Origin of the sequence: Salinirussus salinus, from assembly GCF_009831455.1 — an archaeon.
GTDB classification, from domain to species: Archaea; Halobacteriota; Halobacteria; order Halobacteriales; family Haloarculaceae; genus Salinirussus; species Salinirussus salinus.
In genome coordinates this window covers 677318-697343 of sequence record NZ_WOWO01000003.1, presented here as the reverse complement: position 1 = coordinate 697343, position 20026 = coordinate 677318, and the positions used below count along the sequence as shown (strand labels likewise).

The following is a 20026-nucleotide window of genomic DNA, read 5'->3' as shown; positions in this document are numbered from 1 at the left end:
CTGTCTGTTTTTTATTCCTTCTAAGTGTGGATTCTAACCCTGAGATAAACCGCTCCAAATGCAACGCCCAGGTAAAGTATGACATCTAATATTCCCAAGAATTCTGTGCTCATTAACGTGCTAAGCGAAAATACGACTCCGATAACGTACCCAGCAAGGTAACCAAAAGACCAGTACCGGGATTTGTCGATCAAAAAGACTAGAGCAACTATTGAGACGATGTTGAACGCTACGAAGACCCATTTAGGGATCAATCCCGATTCAATAAAAGCCGAAAAAATAGCAGCCACTATAACCGCTTCAATAATCATCCCAAAGCCTCGCTCTAATCCATCAGGGAACTTAGGCATTTCAATCTATCAAACACTTCAAACACCAACTAATAAACAATTTTCACCACACCCGAACCCCACAAACAACCGGTTACAAACGACCCCCTAACTCTCTAAACTCCCGAACCAGCCTAAACGCCACTCGATCCAGATCTAACCCTTGTTCTTCGGTTCTCTGCTTCAATCCGTCCAGTACTTCCTGGTTCCGTGCTGCTACCCAGACCGCGTCGAAACCGGATTCCAGGTGCTGCTGGACGTGCTCGATTTCTCTTGGATTGTCACCCATCGCCACCTCGACCACTAACTCCGTGTTTCCCATATTGATGTAGATGTCGGCGTCGAACTTTTCGAGGAACGCATCCCAACCCTGTTCTTCGAATGCTTCCTTGACTTGGTGTTGCCAGTACCTGTGGATGATTCCTCCTCGCCCCCTGTGTTTCACCTCCAGATCTAGACTTTCTGCGTAGTCACGGCCTTTCTCCGTCAACTGGAGCAGCTTTCGCTTGCCATCCTGAGCTTTGATGTTACGTTCTATGACGACACCCTGGTCGACCAGTTCGTTCTTCGCCTTGTTTCCCTTGTACGTACTACTGAAACCTTCGTACCTCTCGGTGAGAGGTTTGAACGGGTTCTCGACGATGTCTTTCAGTAAACGGTTCGCTTCGTTAGATACCTGTATCTCGGTCGGGTCGTCAGGGATCGTGGTCTCCGGAACTTCCTCGGAACGTCCGGGTGCTATCCGGTCGTCGAAACGTTTCGTGGTCTTCCGCCTCTCACTGCTTAGCTCACTCCACTTCTCGGCCTGCTGCTTTTCCAATACTCTATCCGTAACCGTCTTTTCCAGTTCGTAGTTCCGTAGTTTGACCGGGACTGGGTCACGGCCACCGACCTGGACAATCGCTTCCCCGGTGGTAAGGTCGTGAGCGAACTCCGCCTGCCTCTCAGACAAGTTCATCGCATCCGTAACCGATTGGAACTGCTTCCGGTCAGCTGTAGGCAACAGAAGCTTGGTGTGAGTATTCGCCTTGATCGAATCCGTCAACTTGCTTGCCTCCTGATCCGCGACGACTAATCCCTCACCGAACTCCCGCATCTTCGCCGTCAACTCATCCACTTCAGGGATACCAGCGGCATCCTGCCGCTCCTTGTACACACTGAAAACCCGCTTACCTTCGTCGAGAAAGAAGAGATGGTTCAAACCACTGTTCCTGTGGCCCTGCGCCAAACGATACTCATAGACGTAAGCAAAGAGAACCTCCATCAAGAAATTCTGAACATCACGACTCAGGCCGTCAAACTCGAAGACAACATTCTCCTTCAGTAGTTCATCTACAGCGTAACCCCGGTTACAGTCGAAAACGGTTCCCGCAACCAGGTTCATCGCCTCCAACCGATTCAACAGCGTATCGCGGTAATCCGACGCCTTACGAACAAAGTTGACCTTCTGCTTCTTGATCAAAAGCTCCAGCTCGTGAAGACTCGGATACGGCTCCGAAACCTTGTCGAACAAGTTGTACAGAGTGTAGAGCTCGATCACCTTCTTCATCAAATAATTCTTCGAACCACTCAGCAACGAAGTAGCGTGACCGAAGATCTCCGCGAAAACCTGAGCCCATCTCCGAGGCGGAACACCCTCCGGCGGCTTCAACGGATTAAACCTGAGACGAGTCCACGGCACCACCAGTAAATCAAGATCCTGGGAAAGATGCCGGTAATCCTGCTTCAAATCAAACGCCCAGAACGGCACATCAACCTCACTCATCAACGAATAGAACAACGTCGTCTTCCCAGAACCCGACTGCCCGACAGCCAAGAGATGCTTCGTTAAATCCTCCTGAGAGAGGTAGAACAACTGGTTCTGGAAAGTCTCTCCCAGATAGATATCGCCGTATCTCGAACCAGAGTCAAACGGGTATCGGTACTGCTGAACCGACTTACCAAGGACGGCCTTCGAAGCTGAACTCTGTATAGATTCGTTTCCAGATAATCCAGCAGCCGCAACCAACTTCTGCACAGCCTCGTCGTCCAAGATATCGCTCCGCTTGGCCAGATCTAGAAGATTCATCCCGTTTCGACTCACAGCAACTCAGACTGAAACACAAGAAGCTAAAACACGGATTTGAGGCCTCAGTTCAATTGAAGACTCGATAACTCCTGGATTAAATAGTCAGCAACAGCCTCTACATCATCTAAATCACTGCTACCTGTGATCACCGCCTTACCCGTAGAGAAAATTAGAACAACACACTCAAAATCAGGATTACGATAAATCAGGCCTGGGAACTGCTCCGGCTCATATTCCGTCTGTTCCAAACCCAGACCAATAGCTAAAGCACTCAAATTCAAGTTATCTCCGAGAACGGTCGTACAAACCAGATTCTGAATTTTAAACCACTCCAAATCCTCTTTAGAAACGATACCAGCACTACTCAAACAAGATAGCAAACCATCCTTCGATTCGTATGATTCCTCAATAGAACCCGCACCAGTGATAATGAACTTCCCAGTCCGATAGACCGTTACAAGTGGGGAATCTTCGGAGAATCTGACATACATTGCTGGGTACTTTTCGGGGTCGAACTCAGCTACGGAACCAAGATCCTCAGCAACAACAGAAAGATCAAATTCTCTGCGTAGAAAGCCAGAACCAACTACATTCACTATCTTAACCATCAGTTAGGTCAAGCTGCAGCTCCACCGTAAAATGCCTCTGCCTGGGTAACAATTGGATCAACTAGATTGTCATGCTTATACATTTTCAAACCGTTCTGTCGCAGTACCGACCTAACCTCGGAGCGTATTTCAGCTCTTATTTTCTCCCGATTCGTCCAATCAAGCTCAACACTATCCTTCAGATTCTGCTTAAGCTCCTGAGCAATCTCCTTCAGGGTATCCTCGTCGATCTCAGTCTCCGTATTCGCAGAAATAGCGTCATAGAACGCAAGCTCCTCATCATTCAACCCGAGTTCCTCCTGCCGGTCGTCCGTCTCCTGAATCCGATCAGCAATATCTCTCAACTCATCGATAACCTGCTGAGTGGAACCAAACCCTTCATTGTACTTCTCAATCGTCTCCTTGAGCTCCTTCTCGAAAGACTCGTACTTCGCCAAGTTACCCTTCTTCCGAGTCGTAATCTCGTTCTCCAGCAACTGCCGAAGCATCTTGACCTGAAGATTCTCAAATTCGACCTCTTCCACATCCTCAAGGAACTCATCACTCAGTACCGGCTTCTCCTTCTCCCATTTATCGAAACCAGTTACCTCAATCAGATCTTCGATACCGACCCCCTCAGCTACCAGTTCTTTCATAGCCGAGTCTAGGTCTTCCATCTCATCCGGATTATTGGAGTCTTCAATACTGTTTATCGCTCCAAGAACGGCTTCAAAGAAGGCCACATCCGCACGGATATCACTTGCCGCAGAGTGTGGAGTGACCAATGCGTGAGCTTTCTTTAGCTCCTTCATTGACTCCCGGAACTTATCCTCACGTTCCTCAGTAACTAGTACCTCGTTCTGGGCTTTGTAGAGCAACCGTTTTCGCTCTAACTCCTCAAGCTGAGGCCAGTCGCTGTAATCAACTGCTGCAAAGAAGTCTGCGACCTTCTTGTGCTTATCCTTCATCACCTTCACAGCCTCTTCTATATCCAGCATCGCGTCGTTCCGAACCTCAGACGTGTACTTGTCCAAAGCCTCTTTCAGCCTCTTACTGATGCCAATGTAGTCTACAATCAGGCCTCCTGGCTTGTCTTTGTAAACACGGTTGACTCTGCCGATTGCCTGAAGCAGATTATGATTCTTCATCGGCTTATCAACATACAACGTGTGGAGATGCGGAGCGTCAAATCCTGTTAACCACTTGTCACAGACTACAGCAATTTCGAACGGATCTTCGTCGTCTTTGAAACGACGCTTCAACTCATCATTTGAGATTGGATCGTCGATGAAGTCTTCCTGTCCTGAAATCACCACTCGGGTCTCGGGAGCATCTGGGTTGGCCCTGATTTTCCTGCTCAAGTTTACTGCGGCTTGGCGGCTGATTGCAACCACCATCGCCTTTCCTTCGATCTCTCTATTATTATAGTGTTCAACGATATCATCCGCGATCATCTCCGTTCTTTCCTCGCTGTTCTCAATGACGCGGCGAAGCTGAGTCCACTTCCTCTTCATCTCCTGCTTCAAATCATCCGACTTCGACTCCATCAACTCGTTAAACTTGTCCTCGATCTCGGGATTGTTAATCTGGAGCTTTGCTAATCGGCTCTCGTAGTATATCGGAACAGTGGACTCGTCCTTTTCCGACTCTCTGATGGTATACTGGCTGATGTAGCCACCGAACGTATTCGTAGTGGAGCGATCTTCTTTCTCAATAGGTGTCGCTGTGAATCCGAGATGAGACGCGTTGGGGAGCCCGTCACGGACGTTTGTCGCCAGACTCTTGTACTGCGTGCGATGGGCTTCGTCCGCTACCACAATTACATTCTCGCGGTCGTTGACTTCCGGATACTGGACTTCGTCGTCCGTGGTCTGGAACTTCTGGATCGTCGCAAAAATAATTCCGCCAGCCTCTCGATCCAACCTATCACGGAGTTCAACTCGGTTATCACTATCTGCCCACTCAGCATCTAATCCGTGCTTCTTGAATTCCTTGTAGAGTTGGTCGTCAAGATCATTCCGATCAGTAAGGAAGACAAGAGTCGGATTCTTCATCGAGCTTTCCCCACGAATCTTCTTCGCGTAGAAAACCATCGACAGCGACTTTCCGGACCCCTGAGTGTGCCAAACAAGACCGATACGATCCTCGTCAGGATTCGGAACAACTTCTCGACTGCTCTCTACAGCACTGTTCACAGCGTAGAACTGGTGATAGGCTGCAAGCTTCTTCCCAAGCTTCCCGTCCTCATCAGCGTATAGTATGAAATTCTGGATCAGATCTAGCAGTCTCTTCTTGTCGAAAGCACCGCGAATCAAGACCTCCGAAGGAGGTAACTCGTCAGTAGCATCTTTTTCCTCATCGATATACCTCCAAGGTGAGAACCACTCCCAACCGGCACTAAGACATCCGAGCTCGGCATTATTCATATCCAAAATACCAATAAGCTCGTTATAGTGGAACAGATCCGGAATATCATTCACATATCGATCCGTGACCTGCTTATACGCATTACCCATCGATGCCTGCGGGTTCGTCGGGTCCTTCATCTCCAATACAGCGATGGGAAGACCGTTGACAAACACGATGACGTCAGGCCTTCTCTGCGGGCCTTCCCCAATCTGAATTACGACTTGGTTTGAGACCAGGAAATCGTTCTTTTCTGGCTCTTCAAAATTGAAGACGTCGACGAAGTCTCCTCTTGGTTCACCGTCTACCTCATATTCAACTTGAATACCGTTGACTAGCTTCTCGTGGAAGTCCTTGTTATTCTTGAGAAGATCGGGAGAATTGGAACCGAGGAGTTGAGAGATAGCGTCCTCGATGGCTTCATCGGGCAGAGATGGATTGATCTCACGGAGTTTTCGTTCAAGACGGCCACGCAGCACCACATCAGAAAGTGAAGTGCGCTCTGGGTCTTCACTATTCGGCCCAAGTTCAGAACCAGGCTTGTAGTCGTATCCAATATTCTGGAAAGCCTGTAGGGCCGGTAACTCCGCCAACTCCATCTCATTCATAGACATTACCGATTAAACCTCGCTACTAACCTCTAATTCCTCAAGATTAATGTCATTAACCCTTATCTCACCCGACATTAGTTTTGGCAGTAATGTATCCCTCAATTCACTGAGATACACATTTTCTTGAACCCTATTATAGACATCTTCGTAAATAGCAGCAGCAATATTCTCGAACCTTCTTATACGATCCTTTGAGGAAGGGATAGCAATCTGTATTTCATTAAATGACGTCTGGCTAATCTCAGGATAGGTACTTCCTCCCGCCCTGTTTTCTATTTTAGATCGGTTCGATGTAACTAAATGGAACAGAAAATGAGGGGGTACTCCATCTGGCTCAACACAGACGAATCCCTGGTTTGTCGCCATCGGTTCCTTATTAATAACTGACACGCCCATATTTGCGCCTCGGCTATATAGGAGAGTAGAATTTTTTGGCATTACCTTAGCAGAAGTATTTTTTAGACCCTTTTCAGTTAGTTTCCTCTCAGAGTCAAATGCAACAGAGGAGGTCAACGGAGCCACTTCTTTTGGAGTGAGCCAGAGAATATCTTCACCCCAGAATGAGTCTTCTTCTGTGTCGGGGGTTCCTCCACCTTCTGTATTAGAGATGTCTGAGAATTCTACAACCTCAAAATCTTCAGGTATTTTCCCTAGATCAGTCTCTTTGAATGTATCATAGGGCTCAAATTCGACAAACCACGATTTGAAAAGAGCTTTTGAGATCTTCTCCAGGTTTTCATTAACTCTGTTGTTAACTTCGATCTTGCTATCAAAGGCATCTAATATCTCTACTATTTTTTTCTGTTCAGTTATCGGAGGTATTTTTATTTTCTTATCGTCAAAAATATCCAGAGGGACTCTCTGTCTGCCAGAGGTTCCGGTCATTCTTTTGATAGAGAATTGTCTTATCTCCGGTCTTCGAGCAGTATAGTAGACAAACTTCGGGAGTGTTTCCTTTGTGTCAGATAAAACTATGAATTCTGTTGAACCTATAGCTAATTCGTCGTCATCAAGGATATCTACAAAAGCGGTTTTCCCATTTTCAAGACAAGGTGTGATTCTCGCCATCAAAGTCTGGCCATTCCTGAATCGAGGCCTTGAATAAGAATACTCTTTCACCTCCCAACTTTGGATTTTCCTCACATTCTGTGCTACATCAGACATTCCAATAGATTTGTACTCCTCACCCTTTTCGGCAGATGGGTAGTCGTTTATTTCAATGACGTCTGAGAATATCACCTCTTTCCACTCATTTTCTTCCATTTCGGGAGATTCATCAAATCCCTCTAGCTCTTTTTGCTCGGAAGTCAAAATCCAAGCACCTCCAAATTCTTCTCAATATTATCTTGCAGCTCATTTGACTTTTGTAGACTCTCCCTGAGATCGGCAGAAAGTCTCTCCATCTTGACTTCAAACGGCTCGTCATCGCCTTCTTGCTCTTTTACGCCGACATACCTTCCCGGGGTTATGATATACCGGTTGTCTCTGATATCATCAGTTTCCGCTACTTTGCAGAAACCCTTCTCATCTGAATATTCATCTGCATCCTCTTCACCTCTGTAGGCTCGGATCTTCCTGGTAATTTTCTTTATATGTTTTTCTTCAAGTGTGTTTTGAGTCCGATTTATACTCGTGTACAGATCTCTTGCATCAACAAATAGAGTCTCGTCTGTTCTATCTCTGTATTTGTCTTTTTCTTTCCCTTTACTCAAAATGAATATACAAGCAGGAATACTTGTAGTATAGAACAGTTCCTTCGGGAGGGCGATTACAGCGTCTAACAGATCATCTTCAATAATTCCTTCTCGAATTTCCCCGTCTTTACTCTGAGTAGACATTGCCCCGTTAGCCATAACTGTGGCTGCCATCCCAGTATCGTTGAGATGGTGAATCATATGCTGTATGAAGGCATAGTTGGCGTTGCTAGATGGCGGCATCCCGTATTTGAAACGGGGATCATCGTCTGCGATTGAATCCCTGCCCCACTCGCTCATATTGAATGGAGGATTCGTGATGATATAGTCCGCTTCTAGACCTTTGTGCTGATCATTGAGGATGCTATCTCCTTGTTTGATGTTCCCGTCAAGCCCTCGGAGATAAAGGTTCATCTTAGAGATCTGTAAGGTGCTTTCCTTGACCTCTTGACCGTAGATGGAGATTTTGTCGGTGTCTCCCCCGTGGCTTTCGATGAATTTCTGGCTCTGTACGAACATTCCGCCTGAGCCGCTGAATGGGTCGAATATTCGACCTTCATAGGGCTCCAAGATTTCAACCATCAGCTCAACAACGCTCTTCGGCGTGTAGAATTCACCCCCCTTTTGTCCGCCCTTCATAGCGAACTGCTTAATAAAGTATTCGTAGATACGGCCGAAGATATCCTCATCCTGATTGCCATTCTCCGCTTCCAAATTGACGTCTGCAAACAAATTGATCAGGCCTTCAAGTGCGTCAGAACCGTTACTGGCTATAGAAGAGCGAGAATAGCCCTTCGGAAGAATCCCTTTGAGGCGCGGGTTTTCATCTTCGATTGCCCGCATTGCATCGTCGATCTTTTTCCCAATCTGTGGGTCTGTGGCGTTGTCAACGAAGTATTGCCAGCGGGCCTCTTCAGGAAGGTAGAATACGTTCTCTCTTTTGTATTCGTCTTTGTGGGTTAGTATGTATTCGCGTTCCTTCTCGTCCTCAGTATAGTATCGAGAATCTTCGTCGTGGGTCTTCTCTTCGAGTTCCTGTCTACGGGCCTCGAAAGAGTCAGACATATTCTTCAGGAACAGGAGGCCAAGAGCGAAATCCTTGTATTCAGAAGGGTCGACAGGGCCACGTAGTTTTTCGGCGGTTTCCCAGAGTTTCTTTTCAAGTTCGCCGTTAGAATTTCCCGCGATAGCCATACACAGTGTTGCTAAGGAAACACTGTTAATGGTTGCGTTGAGCCGGAGGCCACCACCTCCAGTTCAGGGCGTTGTCTGAGATATCGATCTGGGAATCACCAATCCGTGAGCCCGCTTTGCTCGGTCAGTACCTCTGTCGCTTCCTCGACTTTCCTGTTCCCGGATTTTCGCAGCACCATTCCCGTGTACTGTTCCTTGCCGTGGCGGTCAGCCAGGTTCTCCAGGTACTGTTCTGCTTCCTCTACGGAGCCGAAGAATGGGTCGACGAGGTCGTCGCCAGATTCGGTGTGGTAGACGACTCCTTCGTCTCCGCTCCAGTAGTACTGCGTCCTGCTTCCTCCGTCCGGTAGAATCTCTTCCTCGGCTTCTTCTTCGAAGGCCTGGTCAATCGCCTGTCTGTAATGTGCGTCAGGGAAGTAGTTCTCCAGTTCGAAGCGGAGAGGCCCGGAGAAAGAGGTGCCACCGGTAAGGTTCATCCAGTACGGCTTATCCTCCTCCACGAACCGTTTCTCCTCCACGTACTCTTCGATCAATTCGTCTACGTCTCTTTGTATCGTTCATCACCTTCTTCGAGCAACGCCTCTAACTCGGTTTCAAAGATCCCGACGACGTCCTCAACCTCCCCACCGTCAGGGTACAAGGGTGCGTCCTCCTCCGGATCTAGATCAGTACGGTACGCACCGGCTTTTTCGAGTTGTTCCTGGCTGAAGTAGCCGTACTCCCATTCTCCGTAGGTGTTGGGGGAGCGGACACGGCCGAAGTAGACGTCGTCGTCTTCCTCGACCTTGTCGTAGGCTTCCCACTCCCAGTCCGGGAGAAACGCGGCCTCCCACTCCGCGATAGGCTCTTCCTCGTCGTAATCAGTAATTGTACGTCACCTTCACCGCCCTCTTCCGGTTTTCATCATCTTCTCGTCCTTCAGACCTCATTCGTCGCAGCATTGTTCTCTACCTCCTGGTTCAAGCTTCGAGCTCGTGCTCCTCCATCAATTCTCTAAGCGCGTTTTCCTCGTCCGGCCAGTAAGGCTCCGAATCACCCTGCTCGATCAAATCACGCGACCGATTGTAGACCGCTGAACGACCAAGGTTCTCAGGCTCCGGAACATCGTTACCACCGCTCTCCAGAAGCTGGGCAGCCTGCTCAAACCCTTGCGCCAGTTCATAATCCGGCACATCCTGCGTGTAATGAGTCAACGCGCGTGTAGCCGTGTTGTACGTCTCCCAGAGCGTCGGAGACTCCGGATCCTCCACCTCATCGTGCATCGCATTCAATAGATCAGGTACAGGGTTCTCCAGATACCGGTCGATCCCTGTATCCATCAACACCAAAAGGGCCTCATCCTGATTCATCAACTCCCGGTTCTGAGCCTGAGCCAGCCGGTGCTCGATCTCCGCCGGCGACTCGATCACAGCATCAACAGCGTTGTAAGCTAGACCGGGCTGGAACGGCTCACTGTGGGTCTGGTCAAAACCCAGTTCGGAGATGAAAGCGGTCATCCCGTTACTGCATACCTGGCGCTCCGCACCCACGTCATACTTCAAACCGTGGAAACCACTGTGGCCGCTCCGAACCTGTAAACCAAGGTCGATAGGATCATCCTCAGCAGCGTACACCGTTGCACCGTCAAAATCTATTTTCGCACTCATCTTGTGCGCAGTAGGAGACACCGAGACCTGGCCGCGTGGCTCCACATCCTCGTGCCTGTCCACCGCGTCTCCAACCGTCTCCAGGATATCCCCGTACTGAATGATGTTGTAGAAATCATCGCTGCTGGAAACAACACCCGTGGCTCTGCCGTCGTCAGTCCACAAACTGTCCCGGTACGGCACCTCCTCCCAGTCATCCTCCCCAGTGTGATGGGCGTAGACATCGTGCCGATCCACCTCCGGCAGTGTTTCTGCGGTTTCGTAAAGCTCGTCCAAATCGTCGAAAGTGTAGGTCTCGCCTTGAATCGTTCAATCACCTTAGAGGAAAACAGGTGACCGAAACGCTACTATTCAAGCCACACACCAAGTTTCGGATGAATAAGGAAAGGTGGATACAATAGAAAAAACGAGTGCTGAGAATGGTTATTCCGGTAGTTCTACATCCTCTATCGAGTCCAGGTCTTCTTCATCAATACCGAGTTGATCTACGGCCTGCTGGTACAGGAACTGGCCGTACTCCTCGTCAAGACTCTGAAGCTGATCGTAGACGAACTCGCCTTCCTCGGTAAGGTTGCCACGTCTGTCTATCCAACCATTCTGTTTGAAGGCATCTCTGTAGTTGTAGAACGTCGATTCGCTCACATCCAGCTCGTCTACAATCTCCTCTCTCAGGTATCCTTGTGACAGCAGATCATACGCCTTGATCTTCTCAGGCTTGTCAAAAGCCTTCATCAGAGAGGCTACCTCGTCGATATTCTCAAACCCGTACTCGACATCTTCTGAAATCTCAGTCCACCTTATATTCCAACAGTTCAATTAATTATAAAATATTTGTTATTTTGTAGTAGTATATGACCGGGTTTCGTGAAGAGTTCGTAGACCAGCTTGAAACAGGTGCAGAAGCACTCGAAGACGCAGGATACGATGTACTAGCATATCAAGGAGAAATATTCTCCAACGCTACAGCGGAAGCAGTAACAGGAAGTGGCAATACACCACAACAAGCCTTCGACAAGACTCTCGAAGAACTGGATTCTGATAACCGATTTTTCTTCTACATCGGCGGCGACGAATTCCGTGAAGCAATACTCGGGGAAAGAGATCCTGGGTCACTCGTCTACAGGAACCTAAAGGGCATAGTAGAAATAGACGAACCAATGACACAGCCGGAGTGGGCAAACGAGGAACTCCCAGCATTCGGAGTTGGGATCCGGTACGTTCCAGAGCAACCGAACGATCACTGGGAGATCAGCACGGCAGAAACTCAGAACCCGTACGATATGGAAGATGCCCAAGAATATGCAGAAAGGATCGTCGGCGCATTAGAGGAACACGGATTGGAAGCCGAAATAGGAGACATCAACTAAATTAATTGAAAACCAATATCGAGTCTGTGTGGACATCAACAAGAAACTCTGGCTCTTTACCGCAGCGGTAGGCGGCATCAGAATCTCTCAGGGCTACTGGAAACTCTCGACACCACTCACTTTGTTTTGTCTATTGATGTATTCCAGAAGACGAAATGATCCCAGTTAACGCTGCGGCCAATGACCTTTCTCTTCTCCCACGTTCACTGGTATGTAGATCTTCGGCGCTTCCCACTCTTCATCGTCGTCGTAGAGAAATGCACTCCAGGATTCTCTGATCGGGTCGGTCATAGCTAGATTTGGATCAGGGGCCAGCCACATACCACCGTGGTCACCATCTTTTTCGGCTAATACGGAGTAGGATCCTTTCTCCTGAAGCTCAACTTTAGCGGAGGAAGAATCCTTCTTAGTGTAGATCACGTCTCCACCACCCCCCATACTCGGCGCTGCCTCGGGTGCCCACTTCACCGTGATATCTGCCTCAACAGTCGGGATCCCGTATTTGTCTTTCACAATATTCAGTGGTTTAGGACCACCTCGGAAACCTTGCTGTGTCCGAGAGCGGAATATCGGGTATTCTTCTGCAACTTCCACGAACCCCTTATGCTGACCGTCGAAGGGTACTATCTCGAACTTCTGGCTTGGTGCATCGGCTGAAACGGTTAAATCTGAAAACCCGTCTCCCGTCGCCAGTAAGGGTGCGATAACAGGTGTATCGAAGTCTGTCAGAGTCCCTTCCTCGGATAACTGTCTCACCCGGTGAGGGAAGTCTTCTGGCGTGTAGACCCTTATCTCATTTTCCTCTTCACGTATCTCGATATTCACCCGGTCACCGTGCTGCATCCCCTGGAAAGGACTCCGATCATTCGTAACTGCAAACTCTGCAGGAAGACTAACCGCGAGAGATGGATCACTGCCGCTCTTCTCTTTTAACGTCAGGTGGTGCCGTGAACCGTCGTCTTCCGGCGTATATCTCAGATACGAGAAGTCCTCGGCCCTCTCCAGATGAGCGTAGAAGGATTTCTCACCTATCTCCACATCTTCAAAATCAGTTACTTCTTCAGGAAGAGGGATTTCGAGATACTTTCCCGGCGTTATCACACTGGCCTGGTTTCGATACTCCCGTATCTCTACTGCGTAGGCGATTACTTTGTCATTGCTCATGTTGTTTTCCTGAACTCTTTACTAGGAAATTTTCCTGCATTCAATAACACCATTTCCAACCTCGGTCAAACCTGTAATGTTCGCAAAACTCCCGCGGAAGACCCTAAAACTCTGGGTCTTCGGCTTGACCAGTACCGCACTGATACAACCAGCCGCAGCACAGAACGCAACGGATCAGCTTCCCTGTGAACCCTCGGATGGACTGGTGCCGTTGTTCGACTTCCTGAACTCGATCACGGAGCTGGCGTTCCTGGCAGGTGTCGGCCTTGCCACGTTGACGTTCGTGGTCGCCGGTATCTGCCTGATCCTGCCGGGACAGGACTACACGCGCCTGGGAAAGAAGATAGCTAAGAACGGGTTGATCGGGGCTATCCTGCTCCTGTCTGCGAATATGATCACCTCGTACCTCGTCGCTCAACTGGGGGCGAACATCTGTGCCTGAAAAAATGAACTGGGGAAAACTCGTAGCCGCGGCGTTGACCCTGTTGGTCCTCAGCACGGTCTTCGTCGCTCCGGCCGCAGCAGACCACGAAACAGAGGAAGAACGGCAAACCGGATTCCTCGGTGAACTAATCGAGACCCTAGAGGATTTCACGGAGGGAAAGTCGCTTACAGAGATTCTTCAGTCAGTCCTGTTCCAGCCATTCATTGAGCTAGGTGAAGCGTTGTGGGCGTCCGTTATCCGGATGCTCACCGCCACTCCTTCTGTCGACGGGAACCCTGCAGTAGAAGACGTTCACAGCGACGTACTGCTGGTGACATTCCTGCTGTCCACCCTCGCGTTCATTGTGGCCGGTATACTCCATATGGTCGGCCCGATTCTCGGCGTCAGTTACCGTGAGGTCCGGCAGATCCTTCCACGAGTCGTCGTTGCACTGATCTTCGCCACTGTCTCCCTGCCCTTGCTTCAGCTCAGCATTGAGTTCACACGCGCACTGACCACCGCCTTCGAACCACAGCTCTTCGAAACCACGTTCCAGCAAAGACTGGGTCTTTCCACAGGACTTGTCCTGGCCTACGTTATCCAGGCCATCCTGCTACTGGCAATTGCCATCCTGTTCTACATCAGGAACGTCTACATCCTGTTCGTCGCCGCCATCTCCCCATTACTGGCACTGGGCTGGAGCCTGCCACGAGTCAAACGATACGCAGACACGTTCATAGCCGGATGGTTCGCCGCACTCCTGATCGCACCACTGGACATGCTGGTGCTGAAGTTCTCCTTCGCACTCTTCAGCGGACAGGGAAACACCGTCTTCCAGGGAGTATCGAACTGGATTCTCGGCGTTTCGTTTCCCGTTATGATCCTGTTGGTGTCAAAACAAATCTGGGACGCTTCACAGGCCGCAGTCGGACTGAGCTACGCCGCCTCCAGTGGCGTGAAGAAGCGGATGAACTCCAGCGACGACAGAGAAGGCGAGTTCGCTAAAATGCTGGACGAGGATCAGAAGCAGCGGCTACGTGAAAACCGGAGGAAACGCCGCGCATCCACGGGAAGCAAGAAATTCGACTTCGGAGGTGACGACGATTGACCGGAATCCGCTTCCCCGGTAAACTGGAGGTCTCCACCAAGTTCTTCGGCCAGTTCACAGTGAAAGACCTGCTCCGGTTACTGACCCCTTCAGGACTGGTGTACATCTTCGCACCCTCCATACCCGGCTTCATCCTCGCCGCAGTACTTGGAGGGGCCTGGTACTGGCTCACCGTGTACGGCCAGCACCTGGACACCCTGCTGTACAACCTGGTCAGATACAGGACTCACCGAAAGAAGATCGACTTCGAGGACAACGCGACCCCGTTTACCAAGGTCATCCGAATGAGTGACGACAGAGCTGCGGCCTACGTCAAGGTCACACCGACCAATCTCGATATGAAGACCGAGGACGAGAGAAAGGCGCTACACAACCTGTACCGCCGTCTTCTGGACACGGTGAACTATCCTGTCCACGTTGTCTCCCGGCAGAACCACCTGGATCTAGACGACTACATCCAGAAACTGGATGAACCCGGCGACATCCGGGATGACCTCCGCCACGAGTATATGCTGCGGTGCCGGGAGTTCACCGAGCAAGACCTGTCCTACACCACCCACTACATCAAGATCTACGCAGAGAAAAACGCCGATACCCTGCTCCCGGACTTCCTACAGCTCACCGACGAAGGAACCGGCGAGAAACCGTTGACAGAGGAACTGGACAGCCGCTGCAACGAGGTCATCGACGCCGTCAACTCAGCGGAACTCCAGGCAGAACGAGTCACAGGAAGCGAACTCAAAGACAAGTCAATACGGTACGTCAACGGAGACCCTGGGATAGCCCCGAACTGGACGACACAAGGCAAGAAAACGACCCTGCGCGGGTACAGGAAGACGCTGTACATCTCCGAGTACCCTTCCACCGTCGAACTCGGTTGGCCTCTGCAACTGCTACGTACCGACGGCCTCGTCGACGTAACACAGGTCATCGAACCACGGAAAAGCCCGAAAGCCTCGAACAAGCTTCAAAGACTCGCCGAAAAGCTGAACGCGGAAATCGACTCCATCCTGGCACACGGCTACAGAGGCACCAACAAACTCGAAACACTGCTCGAAGACACGGAATGGATACTCGACCTACTGGCCGAACGCCGAAGCACAGCAGTTGACTACGGCGTCTACATCACCGCCAAAGGCAACACCAGAGAAGACTGCATCCAGACCTACCGGCAGATACAGAACCGGCTGGACACCCTGCAAATCCAGTACACGAAACCGGTTCTCAGAACCGACCAGGCCTTCAAAACCGACCACCCAGGGTACGGAGACGCACTACACGAAACCCAGTTAGTCCCATCCACCAGCGCAGCAGCAGGATTCCCATTCGGCACCCAAAGCACCCGCAGAGACAACGGAGTTATCTACGGCGTCGATACCAGCGACCAAGCACCCATCCTCGCAGACCGGTTCCAGTGGTCCTCCCACTCAATGGTCCGAATGGGAATGGTCGGCTCCGGAAAAAGCTACGCAGCAAAAATCGAACTGCTGCGCTCCGCCGTCGTCTACAACGACCTACAGATCATCGCCGTCGACCCGAAACAAGAGTACAGACACGTAATCAAAGCTCTCGGCGGCACCGTACAGTACCTGGACGGAAACAGTGACTACAGCTTCCCGGAAGGCCACGTCTGCTTCCAGGTAGAGAACCGAGGCCAGGAACAAAACGTCCACCAGCTTGTCGAACTGGTCAGAGAGATCTACAGCTACGTCAGCCAAGACCAGCGGAAGACACTGGTGTTGATCGACGAGGCCCGTATCCTGATGAACGACGAGGAAGGCCGTCAGGTATTGAACCAGTTCGTCCTCGAAGGCCGGGACACCAACACCGCTGTCACACTGGTTACGCAGAACGCTTCCCACTTCACCTACTGCCGGGAAGGACGTGAAATCCTGGACAATGTCCCCGGCAAGGTGTTTATGCGGCACGACCGGGTGCCGGACTCCGTCGTCGACTACTTCCAAATGTCGGAACGCGAACGACAGGAACTCTACGAACTCAAAACCGGCACCGACGCCGAGTACAGCGAAGCAATCCTGAAAATCTCCGGAAAACTGGACACCCGGACCCGGATAGAATCCACCGACATCGAACACAGAATCATCAACCACGGTGAAAACCAATGATCGACCGACTCCGATACTACACAGCCACGCCAACCGAAGAGGAAGCTGAAAGACTTCGGAACCCGGTGCAAAGGTGCCACAGCATCGAGGTCAGGACGCCGAGGAACGGAGATGTTCCGCCGGTTCCGGTGAACCTGGTGAAGGCGGTTACAGAGCTCCAGTCAAAGTGGCTGGGATTTGTGAATACGTCGCCGGTCGCCGCATTCGAGATCAGGAGAAGCCACCCTGACAAAATCAAAATCCAGTTCTCCGTACCGACGATCCGCCTGGGAAGGAAACTCAGGACACACCTTACGAACCAGGTGCCAGGAATCCGGTTCAATACCGGTGTCGAAGGAATCCCGGTTACCTCGGAGGACACGGTCGGCGGCGGAATCCTGACCACGGGAAGAAATGACTGGTACCCGCTGAAACACGACTTCGACAAGCCTCCAATCAATTCCGTTGTCTCGGCCTTGCACAGGCACGCGATGCGGGACACCAAGTTCGTCGTGCAAATCCTGTTCCAACCCGTCATAGGAAAACCACTGAAGCGGTGGTACTGGCGGAAACGGGCGTACCAGAGAATCGGCTACCTCCGAAAAGAGAAGGAGAAGCTGTGGGGAAGCCGGAGTCCTACACCTCGTGAGAAACGTCAGGCCGATGCGATAGAGGAGAAGGCCGGTACCAACCGGTTCTACACCAGCATCCGTTTCCTGGTGATCGGAGCCGACGACTACACGCAGAGCCGGGTGAAGGAACTCAGCGGCGGCTACAACACCTTCGAAAACCCGGATACCGGCCAGTACCTCGACACAGTCACCGTCAAATCCCTACGAGAAAACCAGATCCTCAACTTCGCGGAAACAGTTGCTCACCGCCGCTTCGGCTCGTGGAGCCACAGGTTCCAGACCTCGGTTCCAGAGCTTGCAGCCTTGCTGTCGCTGCCCAGTATCGAGCAGGAAAACATCGTCAACGCAGAACCATGAACCCGGAAGAAACCCGTACCCTGATCGAAAGCACCGAACACCTGAACACGACCTACCTCGGCTTCCGCGAAAGCCAGTTAGGAGTCGAGGAAAACGTCGGCCTCAGCGACGACTACAGGATGACCCACGTCCTGAACATCGGGCCGACCGGCTACGGCAAATCCCAGTTGCTGACCCACGTCGCACTGCAGGACGCCGAGAAAGACCACGGCCTCTGCATAGTCAACCCGAAAGGCAGTATGATCGACGAGGTCATCGCTAAACTACCTGAAAACCGGCTGGACGACGTAGTCTACATCAACCCCGCCAGTGAACCCGTCACCCCGATCAACGTCCTCGAACCCCAGATCACGGACGAAATGAACACAGCACAGAGGGAGAACCAGAAAGAAATCATCGTCTCCGACCTCATCGACCTCTTCAAACGCCAAAGCGAGAACTGGGGAGACCAGTTCGGACGAGTCCTCGAAACACTACTCAGAGCACACCTCGACCTCAACATCAAACAAAACGAATCGAAGACCTTGGTCGACGTCTTCCGCTGCGTCATCCAAGACGAACCCCTGAGCGAACTCATAGACCAGACCCAGGACTCCGTCATCCGAGAACAACTCGTCCGAGTCAAGGAGGATATGACTTCGTATGAGATGGAGCCGTTGCAGCGGCGATTGAACGACTTCGTGATGAACCCGACCATCCGGAGAGTCATCGGCGCAGAAGAAAGCGGATTAGACTTCAGAAAAGCAGTCAACAACGGAAAAATCGTGCTCGTCGACATCCAGAAAGGAGAGGTCGGCGGCACAGTCTCAGAACTCGTCGGCTCGATTGTAATCACAAAGATCTGGGCAGCAGCACAAAGCCGCATCACCCAACCATTCGAAGAAAGACAGCCCTTCTACCTGTACGTCGACGAACTCCAGAACTTCGCCGGCGAAGGCAGCAACTTCACCAAGATCCTCAGCGAAGCACGAGAATACCGTTTAGGTTGCTGGCTCGCAACACAGTACCTCCAACAACTCGCACCGGAGATGAAGCGGGCCGTCTCCAACAACTGCCGCAGCAAAATCGTGTTCAACCCCAGCGGCAGCGAAAACACGTCCCAAATCGCAGGAATGCTTCAAGGCGTCGACAAAACCACGTTAACCTCATTGGGCAAGTACCGCGCCGCAGTCCAGAAACCCTCAGAAGAGAATCAGAGAAACGCAGTGCTCTTCAACACGTACCCGCCCTGGGAAGCCGACTACAGCGACGTCGACAAAATCAAACAGGAGAAAGCCGCCGCCCGAACCAGCAACAAAACCCAGGTCCAGCTTACGCAAAGCCTCGGAAACCAGGCCAACGCCGGCGGGGAAACACACCAAGAACTCCTCGCAGCAGCCAAACAAGACCTAGAAGAAAGAGGATTCCACGTCAACCTGCTGTACCAGGGCCAAGAAGAAGAGAAACCGGACGGCCACGTCCACCTACCCAACCAGGAAGTCGCACACCTCGAAGCAGAGAACTCCACCTTGTCGAAGCCAGGAAAAGTCCTGAAAAACCTGAGACGTGGCGTCGAAGAAGACCGGGAAATCTTCTACGTCGTCGAGGAAGGGAAAGCCGCGAAACTGGAAAACATCGTCTCCGACCCCGTCAACCGCCGCGGCTCAGAGCACGAAGACGAAAACGGGACGTACAACTACTACACCGTAGACGGCGAACCCATCACCCAGATAGACGAACTAAAACAAGCCGAATACCGCGTCCTAGAGTTAGCTGGAGACACGTTAGAGGAACACGAAGAAATCGAGGACGAATGCCCAGAACTGGATCACAACCAACGCGACGACCTCGAAAACTTCTGCCTCTACAGAGACGACTCCGGATTCTGCTCCGCACTCGAAACCCAATGCGTCCTAACAACGAGTGATGACTGAACCAGAACTCAGAGACAAAGAACAAATCATACTCCAACAGATCGACAGTGGCAACGACGACGTCCAAAAAATCACCTCCGCCACCACACTCGAAAACCACCACGTCACCTACGCCTTCGAAAAACTCGAACAACACGGACTACTCACCGTATCAAAACCAGACGGAACGGTGGAGCGAGTAATAGAAGGACAGAAACGGGTCTTCCAACACCCAAAACAGGCAGAACTCACAGACAAAGGGGAACAACACCTCGAACAAGCCGACACAGAACCACTGGACGAATACGAGAACCTGAGCCACCGGGAACTCGTCGAGAAAACCCACAGGCTTGAAACCCAAATAGAAGAATTAGAACAGAAATTCAATACGTTCCGAGAACAGGTACACCGGGAACTGTGAATTAAAGATTTAATTATTAAT

Annotated in this window: 17 protein-coding genes; 7 read left to right on the top strand and 10 right to left on the bottom strand. The window is 50.9% G+C overall.

The features are described from left to right. Window positions 1–20 precede the first annotated feature (20 nt). The 9 genes from GN153_RS13475 to GN153_RS13435 all read right to left on the bottom strand — a co-directional run bounded on the left by GN153_RS13475 (window position 21) and on the right by GN153_RS13435 (window position 11351). Complete coding sequence (locus tag GN153_RS13475; RefSeq protein ID WP_159903642.1) at window positions 21–350, bottom strand: hypothetical protein; 330 nt, start codon at window positions 348–350, stop codon at window positions 21–23. 73 nt (window positions 351–423) lie between these two features. Then, window positions 424–2361, bottom strand: a complete 1938-nt coding sequence (locus GN153_RS13470) for an ATP-binding protein (RefSeq protein WP_236544811.1) — start codon at window positions 2359–2361, stop codon at window positions 424–426. A 98-nt stretch (window positions 2362–2459) separates the two neighbouring features. After that, window positions 2460–3005 (bottom strand): TATA-box-binding protein, encoded by a 546-nt coding sequence (locus tag GN153_RS13465; RefSeq protein WP_159903640.1) that lies wholly within the window; start codon window positions 3003–3005, stop codon window positions 2460–2462. 8 nt (window positions 3006–3013) lie between these two features. After that, complete coding sequence (locus GN153_RS13460) at window positions 3014–5998, bottom strand: type I restriction endonuclease subunit R (RefSeq protein WP_236544810.1); 2985 nt, start codon at window positions 5996–5998, stop codon at window positions 3014–3016. Window positions 5999–6010: 12 nt separating this feature from the next. Continuing rightward, the gene (locus GN153_RS13455; RefSeq protein WP_159903636.1) at window positions 6011–7312 is read right to left on the bottom strand and encodes a restriction endonuclease subunit S; all 1302 of its coding nucleotides are present in this window, start codon (window positions 7310–7312) and stop codon (window positions 6011–6013) included. After that, window positions 7309–8889 (bottom strand): type I restriction-modification system subunit M, encoded by a 1581-nt coding sequence (locus GN153_RS13450; RefSeq protein WP_159903634.1) that lies wholly within the window; start codon window positions 8887–8889, stop codon window positions 7309–7311. The genes GN153_RS13455 and GN153_RS13450 overlap by 4 nt, the downstream gene beginning before the upstream one ends. A 95-nt stretch (window positions 8890–8984) precedes the next feature. Further along, a complete protein-coding gene (locus tag GN153_RS13445) occupies window positions 8985–9422 on the bottom strand; it encodes a hypothetical protein (protein ID WP_159903632.1) in 438 nt (145 codons plus the stop codon). A gap of 426 nt (window positions 9423–9848) precedes the next feature. Next, on the bottom strand, window positions 9849–10811 hold the full coding sequence (locus tag GN153_RS13440) for a DUF932 domain-containing protein (RefSeq protein WP_236544809.1): 963 nt from the start codon (window positions 10809–10811) through the stop codon (window positions 9849–9851). A gap of 147 nt (window positions 10812–10958) precedes the next feature. After that, window positions 10959–11351, bottom strand: a complete 393-nt coding sequence (locus tag GN153_RS13435) for a helix-turn-helix domain-containing protein (RefSeq protein WP_159903630.1) — start codon at window positions 11349–11351, stop codon at window positions 10959–10961. Window positions 11352–11386: 35 nt separating this feature from the next. Here GN153_RS13435 and GN153_RS13430 point away from each other — a divergent pair, with 35 nt between their 5' ends. Beyond that, window positions 11387–11902, top strand: a complete 516-nt coding sequence (locus GN153_RS13430; RefSeq protein WP_159903628.1) for a hypothetical protein — start codon at window positions 11387–11389, stop codon at window positions 11900–11902. Window positions 11903–12067: 165 nt separating this feature from the next. Here GN153_RS13430 and GN153_RS13425 read toward each other — a convergent pair whose 3' ends face one another. Beyond that, window positions 12068–13066, bottom strand: coding sequence for a hypothetical protein (locus GN153_RS13425; protein ID WP_159903626.1), 999 nt, complete (start codon window positions 13064–13066; stop codon window positions 12068–12070). A 76-nt stretch (window positions 13067–13142) separates the two neighbouring features. Here GN153_RS13425 and GN153_RS13420 point away from each other — a divergent pair, with 76 nt between their 5' ends. The 6 genes from GN153_RS13420 to GN153_RS13395 are packed head-to-tail and all read left to right on the top strand — an operon-like array spanning window position 13143 to window position 20005. Continuing rightward, entirely contained in the window at window positions 13143–13508 is a 366-nt protein-coding gene (locus GN153_RS13420) for a pilin (RefSeq protein ID WP_201287900.1), read from the top strand. 4 nt (window positions 13509–13512) lie between these two features. Continuing rightward, window positions 13513–14598, top strand: a complete 1086-nt coding sequence (locus GN153_RS13415; protein WP_159903624.1) for a hypothetical protein — start codon at window positions 13513–13515, stop codon at window positions 14596–14598. Beyond that, a complete protein-coding gene (locus GN153_RS13410) occupies window positions 14595–16724 on the top strand; it encodes a VirB4 family type IV secretion system protein (RefSeq protein WP_159903622.1) in 2130 nt (709 codons plus the stop codon). The genes GN153_RS13415 and GN153_RS13410 overlap by 4 nt, the downstream gene beginning before the upstream one ends. Continuing rightward, window positions 16721–17692, top strand: a complete 972-nt coding sequence (locus GN153_RS13405) for a hypothetical protein (protein WP_159903620.1) — start codon at window positions 16721–16723, stop codon at window positions 17690–17692. The genes GN153_RS13410 and GN153_RS13405 overlap by 4 nt, the downstream gene beginning before the upstream one ends. Then, window positions 17689–19605, top strand: coding sequence for a type IV secretory system conjugative DNA transfer family protein (locus GN153_RS13400; protein WP_159903618.1), 1917 nt, complete (start codon window positions 17689–17691; stop codon window positions 19603–19605). The genes GN153_RS13405 and GN153_RS13400 overlap by 4 nt, the downstream gene beginning before the upstream one ends. After that, complete coding sequence (locus GN153_RS13395; protein WP_159903616.1) at window positions 19598–20005, top strand: hypothetical protein; 408 nt, start codon at window positions 19598–19600, stop codon at window positions 20003–20005. Before GN153_RS13400 ends, GN153_RS13395 begins: the two co-directional genes overlap by 8 nt. Window positions 20006–20026 lie beyond the last annotated feature (21 nt).